This is a genomic window from Microcoleus sp. D2_18a_D3 (assembly GCF_036702455.1).
GTDB lineage: Bacteria > Cyanobacteriota > Cyanobacteriia > Cyanobacteriales > Microcoleaceae > Microcoleus.
In genome coordinates this window covers 1-14,217 of sequence record NZ_JAUBTK010000014.1, presented here as the reverse complement: position 1 = coordinate 14,217, position 14,217 = coordinate 1, and the positions used below count along the sequence as shown (strand labels likewise).

Genomic DNA, 14,217 nt, shown 5'->3' with positions numbered 1-14,217 from the left:
ATGTTCGATCGCACACCAGGCCACACCACTGCACATGAGCGCACATCCGCGTTCATCTGCCGTTAAAGATTTAAGATATTCGATCGCACGCCTCGCCCCAGACCCGATTTTCGTATCGAACTGTTAAGCTCTGTTTCATTTCATTGAAATCTCCCCTGCTTCACGCCACCGCATCCAAAGTCCGTGATACCATCACACCTGAGTAATGCCTATAGAAAAAAACTGGAGAGAAAAGCTTTGACACTAAGGGTTGCAGTAGTAGGTTCAGGCCCTGCGGGTTCTTCCGCCGCCGAAACATTGGTAAAAGCAGGCATCGAAACATACCTATTCGAGCGTAAATTAGACAACGCCAAACCCTGCGGTGGGGCGATTCCCCTGTGCATGGTCAGCGAATTTGACTTGCCGCAAAATATTATTGACCGCCAAGTCAGAAAAATGAAAATGATCTCCCCCTCCAACGTCGAGGTGGACATCAATATTGAAAACGCACACGAATACATCGGTATGTGCCGCCGCGAAGTGCTCGACGGCTTCCTGCGCGATCGCGCCGCTTCCTTGGGTGCAAAACTGATTAACGGCACCGTTCATAAATTAGAAATTCCCGGCAACAATACAGACCCCTACACTCTCCACTATGCCGACCACTCCGACGGCAGCGCAATGGGTATTCAGAAAACTCTGAAGGTCGATTTAGTAATCGGGGCTGACGGCGCTAACTCTCGCGTAGCAAAGGCGATCGACGCTGGCGACTACAATTATGCGATCGCCTTCCAAGAGCGCATCCGCCTGCCAGAAGATAAAATGGCTTACTACGAAGACTTAGCCGAAATGTACGTCGGCGACGACGTATCTACCGACTTCTACGCTTGGGTGTTCCCCAAATACGACCACGTAGCCGTCGGTACCGGCACGATGAAAGTCAATCAAGCCAGCATCAAAAAGCTGCAAGCAGGAGTGCGCGCCCGCGCTGCCAAAAAACTGATGGGCGGTGAGATTATTAAAGTGGAAGCTCACCCCATCCCGGAACATCCGCGTCCCCGCCGGGTTGTCGGCCGAGTTGCTCTCGTAGGCGATGCAGCAGGTTACGTTACCAAGTCTTCCGGCGAAGGTATCTATTTTGCCGCCAAGTCTGGCCGGATGTGCGCCGAAACTATTGTGGAGATTTCCAATAAAGGCGCGCGCATTCCGACTGAAGAGGAAATTAAGATTTACTTGAAGCGGTGGGATAAAGCCTACGGCATTACTTACAAAGTTCTGGACATTTTGCAGCGCGTGTTTTACCGTTCCGACGCTACTCGCGAAGCTTTTGTGGAAATGTGTGCCGATCGCGATGTGCAGAAACTCACATTCGATAGCTACTTGTATAAGACTGTAGTGCCGGCCAATCCTTTCATTCAAATGAAGATTACCGCCAAAACCATTGGTAGTCTGTTGCGTGGCAATGCTTTAGCGCCTTAATTGCCTGCTGGAGAACTTCCCCCAGCTCCCCGACTTTTTGGAGAAGTCGGGGAACTCAAATTTTATCGCACATTGTATAAAAAACGCGATCGGTTAAAAAGCCGATCGCGCTTTTTTAGATATACTCTTAGTCTGCGGAGGCAGACTTTGTGTGTGTAGTAGCGGTTTCAACCGCCGAGTAACAGCAAACCGATGATTAGTTCAAGTTCAACTGCACTAAGGTATCGGGGGCGAGGAAGTGGGAAATGTGATAAGCCCGCTCTTCTGTTTTTAGAAGGATTTTTTCGTAGAGGTAGCGGGTAGCTCGATCGCCCAAACTTTCTGCTTGTCCTGCTTGACGGCGTAGCAAACCGAGGATAGCTTGCTCCGCAATTAAATCGTGTTCTAGCATTTGGCGGCAGGAATATACGCCGTCGGCTTCCGGGTCAAAACAGCACAGCTCGGCTAACTTGCTAAAGGTAGCTGCTGGTATGCCGCCCAACCCGTTTAACCGTTCGCCCAACTCGTGGACGCTATCTTGAGCTTCTCCGTAGCTTTCTTCAAAGAATTTGTGCAAGGAGTAAAATTCTGCCCCTTCCACCACAAAATGATGTTTTTGATATTGCAGGTATAGAGCCTGAAAACTGGCCAGCAGCGCGTTCATCCCTTCACAAATCGGTGCTGTGACTGAATGTTCCAGTAGAACTGGGTTTTCGGCTATGTGGCCAAACGGTCTCAATGCACTCTGAGTCTCAGCCATGTGTGTTCTCCTCTCAATAGGCAGTTTTGTTGCCAATAGAGTCAGTCTAGCACTGTAAATTTACCAGTCAAGCAGAGTCTGCCTCGATAGTAGAAGATTTTATAGAGTAGGAAATTTTTTTTGTAAACCTATTGAGAATTATTAGCAGTTGGGTTATGCTTGAACAAGATCCTCGTTATGAGCGCTTCCTGAAAGTGGGGCGAACCTTCAGAAGGCAGAAGGCAGAGGGCAAAAGGCAGAATTTTTCAGGAAGGGCTTTCCATCATCTTTGATGTTCTGCTGAAATCTGGCTTTTAACTTCTACCCGCTACCATTCAGGGTAAAAATTAATGCAAATTATTACTGTTGTTAAAAAATGAATCCAGCAGATCCAGAATTAGAAGTTTGTGACATTGTGCAAGTTAGTTGGCTAGATAGGTGGCAAGTTTACAAACGCTTGCAAGAACTAGAAATTCCCTGCTGGTGTGCGGTTGACCAACCTTTGCGGGCAAAAGTCAACACAGTTAAACAAGCGGCTCAGTTAATGAGCGTGTTGAGGCAAGTCAGTGCCCCTCGGTGCGAACTGGTGCAGTGGCTGGAATACTGCTGGCAAAGGGGCTAAAGGTAGAACGAAGTTCGGCAACGAGCAATGTACAAGATGTAACGGATGTAACGGATTTAAAGGAGTCATAACAATGTATAAATCTGGCAAGCAAGTTTCCGAATTCAGTTTAGAGGGAGAAATCCTCGGCCTAATTATTGAAGATGGCTGCAAACTTAAATATTTGCGAATTAGCAACGATCGCGGAGTAGAATATCTTGTTAAACTTTGCAAAGAATTGCGGTCATTTCTGTCGCCTATTTTGACACCGGGGTTGAGAGTTCAAGTTGTAGGTGAGAAAGAACTCAATTTGAAAAACGGTAAAATAAAACTTAAAGCTCGCAGCCTCAAGCTGGCTCAGGGTAACAACGATCGATCGCACGAACACCTTGACTCCACCAATGGGCCTGTTGCGGTATTGACATCCGACGATCGGGCGATCGGCAAAAGCGAAGTCAGCTCTCCCACTGCGGCTCAAACTGTAAAAGCTCCGGCAAAAACCCAAACCAAAATATTAGTATGTCAAAAATCAGACTGCCTGAAGCGGGGCGCTGGAGGAGTCTGTAAAGCTTTAGAAAATGCTTTGAATGCGCGCGGTTTAGAAGACAAAGTGACAGTACAGGGAACCGGATGTCTCAAACAGTGTAAAGCGGGCCCAAATATAGTTGTGATGCCGGACAAAACTCGCTACAGCCGCATTGCACCGGCAGAAGTTCCAGCAATCATTGACAAACATTGTGCAGTTGTTAAAGCTTAGGCGATCGCCCGGATGCCGCAACAGTGCGTTAGACATCAGGAAAAATTATTTTGATAGGACTCTGGGCGAAAAACTCACATCTGTAGGGTGCTCACAGGCGCATCTTACCAGAAAGAATTGGTTTAAAGCCCCAAGCATAAGGGGGAGAAATTAAAAGAAGACTATTCATTACTCCAATCCTCGGACTTCCAGGAAGAGGTCGCTATAAAGCGGTCAACTGTCAACTGTCAACTGTCAACTGTCAACTGAATGAAGCCTGAATTTGAGTTCGGGTTGTAGTTCGATCGCGCCACTCGATTCAGAGGCGATTGTCCGAAAAAACCGGAAAAATGCCAAAAACTATCACTGAGGGGCTTCCTTCGGGAGAATATCTAAGGATAGACTGTATCTGAGACCCTGTGAGTATTGGGATAAAAAGCCATGTCAGAAGCTGATCTTCGAGCCCATCAGCACCAACCGTACCCTGCTGTTCCATCCGATACCGAACCATTGCCGTCAGATTTTCCTGATGCTGGGGGTTTTGAGCTGATCGCCCCCGATGCGACAGACACTCCCGCAACGGTTCCCCAACAGCCAGAAGAAGACTGGCAAACAGTAGATTTTCCCAACGCCATCAGTGTAGATGCAATTCCTACAATACCTGAAACAAAAAAGTCGCAATCTCCGACACAGCCGACTGAGGCGGGCTCGCCCCCGATTTCAGACAATCTAAAAAATATGCTTGGGAATGCCGAACAGGCCAAGGGCAAAGGATCGACCCCAGTCACCCTCATGCAAGCGCTGCACGAATGCAACCGCGACCTTTTACAGCGCATCGCCCAGCTAGAAACAGCTCTCGAAGAGTCCCAAAAAACATTGCAGAATCGCGAAACTTTGCTAGAACAGCGGACTGCAGAACTCGAAAATACTCAAGAACAATTGACGCGGCTGTTTGGCAAAGTGGAAGTTTCCCATCAAACCCTCCAAAGTCAAGAAATTTTAGTCGAAAATTTAAGAAGTCAGTTGGCAACCAGCCAAGTCAGGCTAGCGACTGTTGAGCGAGAATGTGCGTCTACTGTGCAGCGCTACAACGAACAGTTACAGCAGTTAGTAGCCACAGAAAATATTTGCAGGGAATTGCGAGCCCGCTTGCACCGCCAGCAGCGCCACACTCTGCAATTCAAAGCTGCCTTGGAAAGAAGTTTGGACAGGCCGCAGGTAAAATCGCCGAGGATCGAGCCGCCTGACAATAATCTGGACACCGCCAGCGCACAATTAGAATCTTTGCTCGCGGCGGTCAAAAGCTCTCAGATGCCGGTGCCGCCAGCCTTCAACGCTTCCCCTGTCCAACCTTGGTCGGAACCAGAAGAGGTTCCAGAGGTAGCGGCTGCTGTTGAGGCGATCGAGCCTGAATCCCCAGCCAATCTGGAACTCAACAAATTAGCCGAAGTGTCCGGCATTCAATTGGAGAAGAGCGAAACCTACCAGCCTGATGAGCCGGCAACTGAGTTGGCCGAACCGGTTGCGGCACCTGAACTGCCGATGGCTGAGTCTGAACCCGCCGAAACTGCTACCAAAGTGGAGGCTCAAGAATTGGCTAGGGCTTTTCAAATTTTGAACTCTGTTGAAACCTTTGGCATTCAAGAAGTGCGATCGAGTGTGGCAAAACCTACAGCAGTCGCCCAACCAGACTGGCTGAGCTTGATTGCCAGTCCGCTGCGGGCTTCTAAAAAACGCCGATCGTTAGCTGAAATTGAATTGCCGAGTTTTCGATAGCGAACTGATATCATTTCGGGTTACACCGGAATGATGTTGACGGTTGACGGTTGACAGTCAACAGTCAACAGTCAACAGTCAACAGTCAACAGTGAACAGTGAACTCGAATTTACTATTCCGATGCTAACGGATTGGATATGAGAGTTGCTAGTTTTGAGTTAAAAGTCAAAACTCAACACTCTTTTCTCCCCTTTCCCATGCCATAGGTGAGAGCATAGCTGGTAGCCAACAGCCACAGCCAAACAGCCGGATACCGGGGCTCCAACCAAGGTTGTACCCTGCGGGCGAAGCTGGGAAGCCATCCGAACAACAAACTGGCCAAAGCCAGCAGAGTAAAATTCAAGTAACTTCCCAGCCAGCGCCAAATATCCCCCAAGGTGACAAAATCTAAAATCCACAATAGGAGAGAAGGGTTTTTTCCGGCTGCTTCGAGCGCCAGTCGATTGAAAGTTAGCCAGTCGGTTCTGTCTTTAATAAAAGTTTCGGCGACGGCGAGTTTTTGTGCTGCCAAAATACCGAAAAAGGTATTGAGAATTGAATTAATTCTTTGAGGTGGCAAACTGCTGCCGGTAGGCACCATCATGCCTTTAGAAAATAGCCAAGTTACTGAAACATTGCTCTGGTAGGCGCGAATTTGGTTTAAGTGATTTGCCGTCAACAAATTGTGCTTTAAAGCTGTATCCAAAAGGTCTGTTAAGCGGAAAAGATTGCGGACAAGGGAGCCGAAGCCTGTGAAAACGAGGGGAGATTGCAGAGATGCTGCGTCGCCGATCGAGACTAGGCGATCGATCGCCACGGAGCGATCGCCGCTGTTGCTGCTAAAATGCCCCGGAATATAACCAAAGGTCGGTTTTTTCCACACCAATTTATCGACATCGCAGCGGCGGTATTCCGGCAAAATTGCGAAAAAATCTTCGTACATTTCCAGCAAAGAACCGGGATTGTCTGGATGTACTTGGTGGTAGTGAAATAGATAAACTGTCAATTCTGTGCCGGCGCCGGGAAACAACTCCCAGATGAGCTGGCGCCCGCGGGAAATGTCCCCGTGAGTGTAGAGTACATCCCCGTACTCGGAATCCCACACTCCCGGCTCAAATCCTGCGTCGATGACTGCTCCCACTGTCGGACAAACGCTGTCAAAAGTCCGCCCTTCGTTCAATTGCCAAGCGATGGGAGAAGCCGAACCCATTGCATCCACCAGCAACCGTCCTAATGCAGTGCGATCGCCTTTTGTCGGCAAGTGGTGGCCCTGAACTACTACTTTTTCCGCTTCAACATCGGCTCTGATAAAATCAGTTTCGTCCCAGATTTCTCCACCAGCTTCTGTTAGCTTAACTCCCGCTAAATTCAGCAATTTCTCCCCGTCCAAAGCTACATTGAGTACCTTTGGTGTGTGCAGAACAGGCGCTTTCGCCACGGGCGGATTGTTAGCATCAAAAAACTTGTTGTAGCCATCTCTGTATTCTCTGGCAATCAAAGTTTCTATTTCTGCAGCAGTAAATAAACCCAAATCAATTAAGCTTTGAATTTCATCCCGCGAAATATTCCACTCGCGATTCATCCGCCCGAAAGGCATTCGTTCAACTAGCAGCACTCGGTAGCCCAATCTCGCCATGACTGCGGCGTGAATCACTCCCAAGGCCCCGCCAATATAAATTAAGTCGTAAAAAGTATCGCCAGAATCAGACACCAAAATCGTGTCTTCTGCCTTCTTCCCTGTTCCTTCTTCATTCTTCCCTGTTCCTTCTTCATTCTTCCCTGTTCCTTCTTCCTTCTTCCCCCTTCCCTCTTCCTTCAAAAACACTATTTGTTTTGGCTTTTGAGGATTGCGAGTGCTTTCGCGCCAACGTTGCTCCCACCAGTAGACGCGCTTGAGGTCGTATTCGCCTTGAGGCATTTTTTGGAAGTATTTAACGGTCAGGGGGTAATAGGGGGCAAGAGCCTCAAAAATTGACTGTTTGGAGAGGTCTATGACAGGGGGTTCCGGGTAGCGATCGGGAAACTTGTTTCTCACAGCAAGATTCAGATTTTCCAGGAACTTTTTTTCTCCCGCAGGCGCCTCTTCTAGACGAAAGACTTTTAAATAAGTGGTGCGTTGCAGTGACCAGACAAAGGTGGAAAGTTCTGTCGATCGCCAATTTTGGTTTCCTGAATTGGTGTCAGCCAAGGCGGGTTTTGGATTGGCCTTTTGAGTTCCAGACTTGAGAACCTCGGCTGTTGTGGCTGGTGAAAGCAGGCGAAAACCGTCAGGAGTAATAATTTTTTCTCCGATTCCGGGATCGAATTCGTGCTGCAACCAAGTGCAGACGGCTGCTGTATCTGGTGTCGGGACTTCTAGATAAAGAATTTCTTGCATGATTAGGCTCTCAATGCTGAATAAATTAATAAAGATGGGGGAGTTGACAAGGGAGCAAAGTAGGCTATACTCCCGAATACTTATTGAGTTTTAAATAAGTTTACAATGTTCTCAGATTTTTAGGTTTTCGATCGCTCTTGCTCTCGGTTGGCCCGCAGTGGCTGAATATCTACTCCTTTCGGTATGCAATCTCATGAATTATCCCATTCCTACGAATCCTCAAGAAATGATTGCTTTGCGACAGCAGCCGCTGAATGAAGAATTGGTGGCGTCGGCGATCGCGGGTGTGATTCAAATAGCTCGATCGCGATCTCAGTCTTTGGATGAATTGAAGGCTGAGGTACTCGCCGACGACAATCTGCTCGATTTTGCTCAGAGGCTATGGCTGAGCGACATTGTGGCTCAAGCTTGGAACAATTTGCCCTAAATTTTCCACATCCAAAGCATTCTTCCCAACGTGATCGAGCCGGCGACAATAAGCTGATGACAGCTAGATTGTCCCGGAGAATTTGTGATCTTGTAAAAATTATGGTTAAGTCATTGTTAAATTTATCAATATTGAGCAAATTTCATAAATTGGCTCCCAGTTTCATAGGTTAGCTGCCTCGATCAAATATTTTAAGATGCCAATAATTTTACTAATATTATCAATAAAATAATCATTTAAATCAACTTCCATAATTTGATTACTAAGCCGTAAAAATTTCCAATTTGTCCCTGTTGTGACCACTCCATATATTTCGGAAATATTATTGTTTTTTCTTTCATTAAATATTTGAGCGGCAATCATTTCTGCCATACATTGTGGAAGCCCAGCTTGGATATTATCATTTTTAGCTTCTACTAAGGCGACAACAGGGGCTTTGATTAGCAGTTGTTCGGGAGAACGACTAATCATAAAATCACAGAAACCCGTTAATCCTTTTTCTAAATCTACATTAAACTCTTTTCCTGAAAAAAAGCTAATTTGATACTTAAACTGCTTTCTAAGTTCTACTAAAATAGGTGTGACAATTAATTCGGAGCGAGCTTTTTCCGTATTAATTGCTAAAGCTAAAGAAATGTTTTCTTGCAGAGTTTGGCTGAGAAGCTCGCTATACTCGGCGTCCGGTAAATCGGCAAAAATACCAACTTTGTCAGCAATGGTTATGCCAAAGTTGGTTTCAATCATTTCTAGGTTTGTGAATTGGCTGTATGACATTTTTATTATGAGACCAGGAAAACTTGACAATCAAAAATGAAAAAATATTTTTGTTATTTTAACATATTTGATGCTCATTTTCAAAGGAATTTGGTATGAGTAACTTGGCGACTAACGCAACTCAACTTCTCGCTTGACTTCTGCCAAAACTCGATCGCCCCGCATCAACCGGTATTCGGCCCGCCAAACTCCCGGAATCACAGGAGAATTTGTACTGTTTCTTTTGCCGACATAACCCAACCAAGTGCGGCTGGGGGCTTTAATTTCATTGGTCTGATCGGCGATGGTTGTGCCGTTGGGTGCAAATAATTTGTATTGTTCGCTATCGCCCTTGAGCACTCCGTAACTTTGCACCCAAAACAACAAAGCTGGACTGTTTGCAGGGAGTTGAGTCCCGGAAAATTTTCCTTCCCAGACAGCGTTCTCGTCCGGCGGCTTATTGGCAAAACCGGCCCTAATTAAACCTGTGGAAATATAGTCTAGAGGTTTGTCCCAGATTGGGTTGCGGGCGATGTTGCAGCCTACCTTCGCGTCGGGGCCGACAAACGGATCTACGGGCTTGCCTTGATAGCGAAAAGTTACGTGTACGTGGGGGAAAGAGGCCATCCCAGAGTTTCCCACCATGCCCAAAACAGTGCCTTTTTGTACCTGCGTCCCAGGTTTGACGGCAACGCTGCCTTTGCGGAGATGACAGTAGTAGGATTCCCAGCCTGCGCCGTGATCGATCACTATGGCGTTACCGCATTCTGTGCCTGCGATGTTGGCTTTCTCTGTCTCGTTTTGTAAACGCCGATCGACCACACCATCTCGTGCTCGCAAAACTTTGCCTGCAGCGGAGGCAATAACTGGAACTCCTTTTGCCATTGCTTTGGCGTCGGGAATGGCAAAGTCTGTGCCGTCGTGGCCGTCGTAGGTTTGACGCCCGCAGCCAAAATCTACGGCGGTGGGGCCGGGTTCTCGATCGAAATACAGCATTACAAAACAGTCTTTGCCTAGGGTACAGTCGATCGGCTGACCGAATTGCGGGTTGTTGGGCTTTTGGGCGACTGCGGTAGAGACGAGACGCTGGGCGATGGTGTTGGCTTCGGCGATCGGCGCACTTACTCCGCTGTTATTAGCACAGCTAGACAGACTTGTCAACCCCAAGGTCAACAAAATTGCCGAAATGTATTTTTTTGATAGTATAGTCATTCGCCCGTTGGATGTAAAAGCTGAGGTGGGTAGTGAAAAATCAATTAATGATTCAGAATAGAGGGGATCAAGAATCTAGACGATGGGTAAGGCGTTTTCGTTTCCTATATTTGTTGTATTATTTTGAGTTGGAAATTTTAAAATTTTAATGAGTTCAAGAATGGGTTCTAAAATTCGATCGCTCATTTCGATAATTCGGCTGGCCGGGCTTGCTGTTGCTGCTTTGGGGATGTGGGGATTTGCCACCATTGCCGAAGACGTGTTGGGAAAACAAAGTTACGCTTTCGATACATCTATTTTACTATATCTCAGGAGCCTTCACACTCCGCTGCGCGATCGAGTAATGCTGGGCTTTACCTTTTTGGGCGAGCCGAACTTGCTGCTAGTGATTTGTCTGATTTTGGGTATTGTTTTGCTAGCGCGCAATCACCGCTCGGAATCCGCAACTATTGCGCTCGCGGGTGGGGGGGCGATCGGTTTAAACCTACTGTTAAAAAAACTTTTTGCCCGCGCTCGACCTCAACTTTGGGAGCGCGTTGTTGACGTTCGCTTTTACAGTTTTCCAAGCGGACACGCGATGATTTCAATGGTTATTTACGGTTTGCTAGGATATTTTTTGGGTACGCGCTTTCCGAAACAGCGCTGGTGGATTTACAGCTTGACAGTTGTATTAATTGCTGCTATTGGTTTGAGCCGGCTTTATCTAGGAGTTCACTGGCCTACCGATGTTATTGCTGGTTATACGGCTGGTTTGGTGTGGCTGATTACCTGTATTCTCAGTTTGGAAATATGGAAGGAATTGCGTTCTTTGACTACGGCTTCTAAAGAGGAGTTTTTGTCACCAGATCCGTCTCTAGAAATGACTAATGACTAATGACTAATGACTAACAACAATTTGCTTTTGGGTAAAACACATGGCAATTCCTTTTTCGTAGTAAGCGGCCTCGTTAATGAAAATTGGATAAACGGTTGATTTACCTTCATAAAATACCGACTCACCATCTAAGGTCAAAAACATTGGATCGCCGGGATTTAAGGCTTCATAATCTCGGGATTGCAGATGAGGATGAATCATTGCCTGAATTTCTCTGTTCTCGTTTCTGGGATAGTCGATCGCCCCAATGGTGTGATAAATAGTCAGGGGATTTTTTGCAGCAGGCAGGGTGCCTTGATTGTAGGCTTCTACACAGTCTAAAATTCGGCACACAACTTGCTCAGTTTGCTGAAATAAAGACGCATCTAATACCCCTTGCGGCACAGCACCAACTTCCAGCGTACCGCCTAATTCGGAAAGCGATCGCAGCAAAGGACTATCGTGATTCTTGGTTGTAGAAGCGAGTACCTTGAGGTGGGGATACACAGAGGTTAAATAAGCTGCTAGTTGCAGGTTAAATGGATGATGGCTGGCAAGAATAAATGTTAGCCCCATGTTGGACGTGGTGCTGTGCAAATCGATAATTAAGTTGGGCAGATGAGTGTTTTTTGAGCTAAAAAGGCGGTAGATTTCTTTCGCCCGCTGCGCTTCATAGCTGGAGAGATGGGGATTTTCTAAATCTTGCTTTCTAAAGCAGCGGTTGAGGTCGATATCGATGTAGCGTGTCCCGATTTCGCAAGCTTTGGGATTGGCTAGCAGGGCGATTGTTTCAAAAGTCGATCGCCCAATTAACTCTGGCGCGCGATCGAATTTCTTCACCAGGTAAATTCCTGTGAGTTCGTTTCCGTGGGTTCCTCCCACTATGGCAACACGTTTAATTTTGTTCATAGACAAATAAGTTCCTATCCCCAGCGTAGCACCCTTTGTCATCTGTTGGTAAAACAAACCTGAGAAACCCGGTTTCTTGGTGTATTTATCGTTACCCAACTAAAAGCTTGTAGAAACCGGGTTTCTCGCCCCATGCGTGAATCTCAGAAACCGGGTTTCTCTCGATATTTCTCGTCACCCAACTAAAAGCTTGTAGAAACCGGGTTTCTCGCCTCGATCCAAAAATTTCTGTCACAATAAAATGAAGACTACTCAGAGACAAAGGGCATGACGAGATCGCACTTATTGCAGTTAATCTACAAAGCCGCTGATGAAGGCCAGACAGAATTGGATGTGGCGGGGTTGGGGTTGGAGGAATTGCCACCGTTATTTCGGAGATAATGTTAGTATCGAGTAAATAATGCAGAGTCATTCAAAGATGACCTCGCGTCCTGCAAAAGTTCGATCGCGAACTTCTCCCCAAAGTTCATCAGGATTTAAACCGAGTTCGTGCACTTGATATTTTTCACGAAATGCACGCTAGAGATTCTCCAAAACTCAGTTCGAGATTCTGTGGCTGTTTGCGGCGTTGAATGTATTCGCGCAAGGCGATTTCCACTATAGTCTCGAACTCAATTTCTCCCTCAAGTTCGAGATCCTCTTGCAGCCGCGCCGTATCCACATTCAGGCTTGTCACCATTGGCTTTCCTCTTTTAACGGTTATTTTATTATAGTTGTGATGCCTCGCTCAGAAACCGGGGGTTTTTGCCCAGAAGACGCATGACAGTGTAGAAACCCAAAAAAACCCGGTTTCTTTGATTGTGACGCGCGAACAACTCCTCACCAAGCGAAAAATCCTGTCACAATAAAATCAAGACTACCGAGAGATTAAGTGGGTATCGAACTCAAGCTACCGTCAGGACGCTAAATCATTTAAAATTAAAATGAGTGGGGCGATATTCGCCCCAATAGCCCCAAAAACCTCGGTGTTATCATGCGTAAAATTGTACTATTCATTGCATCTAGTCTGGACGGTTATATCGCCCGATCGAATGGCGATATTGACTGGCTGTTTACCGACCAAAATTACGGTTATAATAAATTCTTAGATAGCATCGATACGGTTCTCATGGGTCGGAAAACTTACGAACAAGTTCTAACTTTTGGCGAGTATCCGTACCAGGAAAAAAAGAGTTATGTTTTTACAAAAAATCTAGATTTTCAAGCCACTTCTGATGTAGAAGTGGTAACAGATTTAGAGATTTTTGTCAATGATTTGCGCTGGCTTGAGGGCAAGAATATTTGGTTGGTGGGAGGTTCTCTGCTGATTCGCGATTTCCTGAATCAAAATTTTGTCAACGAGGTCATTCTCTCAGTGCACCCGATTATTTTGGGCGAGGGAATCCCTTTATTTGTTAATCCCATAAATACTACAGCTTTGCAGTTAACTGGATGTCAGACATACAGTTCTGGTATGGTTCAGCTATCTTATGATGTCGCGACTTGAGGGCGATCGCAGCAGCTTGCGCGCTTTCGCTGCTATAAGATAGATATAGAAGCTGTATGAGGGAGAAATGGCTGCTAGAGATTTATTTCACGATGCTGTAAAAAAGCGCTTCAGAAGGAGGAGTGGGAAATCACCGCAGATCCGCTGATCGTCAAAATTCAGGGTGTTAAGTTTGAGATTGATTTAGCAGCAGAGAAGGTTTTGGCGGCCGAGAAATTAGGGCAAAAAATTGCTGTTGAAATTAAAAGCTTTCTCAACAACTCTGCAATTACTGACTTTCATCTCGCCTTGGGTCAATTTTTAAATTATCGGCTTGCTTTACAAATCAAAGAACCGGACAGAACACTGTATCTAGCAGTACCATTTGATACTTTTGACTCGTTTTTTAAAGAGCCATTTATACAAGAAGCGGTCAATGTGTATCAACTTAAACTCGTCGTTTACGATCCGCAAAAGGAGGTAATTGTGGAATGGAAAGAGTAGAACATTACCGCCAGTGTATCCGCAAATTGCTCACTCAACAAGCAACGATAGAAAAGCCTAATTCAGACGTTGAATGCCAGCTTGTTTTTGATTGGGAACACGACCACTATCAGTTACTCGATGTTGGCTGGGAGGGACTAAAGCGGATATACAACTGTTTCATTCATTTGGATATTAAGGATAGCAAAATTTGGATTCAGCGCAATATGACAGAAGTGGATATTGCACGGGAATTTGTGGAGATGGGAGTGTCTGAGGATGATATTGTGTTGGGGTTGCATCCACCTTACAAGCGTCCGCATACTGGGTTCGGAGTAGCGTAAAGGAAAAGGCGATCGCAGATGATGAAATGTGTTTGCTACTTTTTGCTATTGTAAGGATTCAGGTGAAAAATAGTGAGAGTAAGAGCCGAGAAATATGGTAATGTAGTCAGATGAGCGAAAAATCA

The 14,217-nt window shown here is 46.2% G+C and carries 15 protein-coding genes; 9 read left to right on the top strand and 6 right to left on the bottom strand.

Going from position 1 to position 14,217, the window contains the following annotated elements; all coding sequences use genetic code 11:
• Positions 1-237 precede the first annotated feature (237 nt).
• Positions 238-1,458: a geranylgeranyl reductase gene (gene chlP / locus QUB06_RS09160; protein WP_333063736.1), complete on the top strand. Its 1,221-nt coding sequence runs from the start codon at positions 238-240 to the stop codon at positions 1,456-1,458.
• Positions 1,459-1,654: 196 nt separating this feature from the next.
• Here chlP and QUB06_RS09155 read toward each other — a convergent pair whose 3' ends face one another.
• The gene (locus tag QUB06_RS09155; protein WP_333435028.1) at positions 1,655-2,197 is read right to left on the bottom strand and encodes a Dps family protein; all 543 of its coding nucleotides are present in this window, start codon (positions 2,195-2,197) and stop codon (positions 1,655-1,657) included.
• A gap of 355 nt (positions 2,198-2,552) precedes the next feature.
• Between QUB06_RS09155 and QUB06_RS09150 the strand changes: the two genes are divergently transcribed.
• The 3 genes from QUB06_RS09150 to QUB06_RS09140 all read left to right on the top strand — a co-directional run bounded on the left by QUB06_RS09150 (position 2,553) and on the right by QUB06_RS09140 (position 5,289).
• Complete coding sequence (locus tag QUB06_RS09150; protein ID WP_333085491.1) at positions 2,553-2,798, top strand: Asr1405/Asl0597 family protein; 246 nt, start codon at positions 2,553-2,555, stop codon at positions 2,796-2,798.
• Between the two features lie 73 nt (positions 2,799-2,871).
• Positions 2,872-3,534, top strand: coding sequence for a (2Fe-2S) ferredoxin domain-containing protein (locus QUB06_RS09145; protein WP_333435027.1), 663 nt, complete (start codon positions 2,872-2,874; stop codon positions 3,532-3,534).
• 420 nt (positions 3,535-3,954) lie between these two features.
• Positions 3,955-5,289: a hypothetical protein gene (locus QUB06_RS09140; protein WP_333435026.1), complete on the top strand. Its 1,335-nt coding sequence runs from the start codon at positions 3,955-3,957 to the stop codon at positions 5,287-5,289.
• Between the two features lie 173 nt (positions 5,290-5,462).
• Here QUB06_RS09140 and QUB06_RS09135 read toward each other — a convergent pair whose 3' ends face one another.
• Positions 5,463-7,646: a flavin-dependent dehydrogenase gene (locus QUB06_RS09135; protein WP_333435025.1), complete on the bottom strand. Its 2,184-nt coding sequence runs from the start codon at positions 7,644-7,646 to the stop codon at positions 5,463-5,465.
• 193 nt (positions 7,647-7,839) lie between these two features.
• Here QUB06_RS09135 and QUB06_RS09130 point away from each other — a divergent pair, with 193 nt between their 5' ends.
• Complete coding sequence (locus QUB06_RS09130; protein WP_190662685.1) at positions 7,840-8,073, top strand: hypothetical protein; 234 nt, start codon at positions 7,840-7,842, stop codon at positions 8,071-8,073.
• Positions 8,074-8,235: 162 nt separating this feature from the next.
• Here the strand turns inward: QUB06_RS09130 and QUB06_RS09125 are convergent, their stop codons facing one another.
• Both QUB06_RS09125 and QUB06_RS09120 read right to left on the bottom strand, forming a co-directional pair.
• Positions 8,236-8,817, bottom strand: a complete 582-nt coding sequence (locus QUB06_RS09125; protein WP_333435024.1) for a hypothetical protein — start codon at positions 8,815-8,817, stop codon at positions 8,236-8,238.
• A gap of 141 nt (positions 8,818-8,958) precedes the next feature.
• Positions 8,959-10,038 carry a M23 family metallopeptidase gene (locus QUB06_RS09120; RefSeq protein ID WP_333435023.1) on the bottom strand — a complete coding sequence of 360 codons (1,080 nt, stop codon included), beginning with the start codon at positions 10,036-10,038 and terminating at the stop codon, positions 8,959-8,961.
• 148 nt (positions 10,039-10,186) lie between these two features.
• Between QUB06_RS09120 and QUB06_RS09115 the strand changes: the two genes are divergently transcribed.
• Positions 10,187-10,912 (top strand): phosphatase PAP2 family protein, encoded by a 726-nt coding sequence (locus QUB06_RS09115; protein ID WP_333435022.1) that lies wholly within the window; start codon positions 10,187-10,189, stop codon positions 10,910-10,912.
• A gap of 3 nt (positions 10,913-10,915) precedes the next feature.
• Here the strand turns inward: QUB06_RS09115 and QUB06_RS09110 are convergent, their stop codons facing one another.
• Together QUB06_RS09110 and QUB06_RS09105 are read right to left on the bottom strand one after the other, a co-directional pair.
• Positions 10,916-11,800, bottom strand: coding sequence for an aspartoacylase (locus tag QUB06_RS09110; RefSeq protein WP_333435021.1), 885 nt, complete (start codon positions 11,798-11,800; stop codon positions 10,916-10,918).
• Positions 11,801-12,305: 505 nt separating this feature from the next.
• Complete coding sequence (locus QUB06_RS09105; protein WP_333435020.1) at positions 12,306-12,479, bottom strand: type II toxin-antitoxin system VapB family antitoxin; 174 nt, start codon at positions 12,477-12,479, stop codon at positions 12,306-12,308.
• 294 nt (positions 12,480-12,773) lie between these two features.
• Between QUB06_RS09105 and QUB06_RS09100 the strand changes: the two genes are divergently transcribed.
• From QUB06_RS09100 to QUB06_RS09090, 3 genes are all read left to right on the top strand, one after another.
• Complete coding sequence (locus tag QUB06_RS09100) at positions 12,774-13,286, top strand: dihydrofolate reductase family protein (RefSeq protein ID WP_333435019.1); 513 nt, start codon at positions 12,774-12,776, stop codon at positions 13,284-13,286.
• 84 nt (positions 13,287-13,370) lie between these two features.
• Positions 13,371-13,769, top strand: a complete 399-nt coding sequence (locus tag QUB06_RS09095; protein WP_333435084.1) for an element excision factor XisH family protein — start codon at positions 13,371-13,373, stop codon at positions 13,767-13,769.
• Complete coding sequence (locus QUB06_RS09090; protein WP_333214656.1) at positions 13,757-14,092, top strand: XisI protein; 336 nt, start codon at positions 13,757-13,759, stop codon at positions 14,090-14,092. Before QUB06_RS09095 ends, QUB06_RS09090 begins: the two co-directional genes overlap by 13 nt.
• Positions 14,093-14,217: the final 125 nt, after the last annotated feature.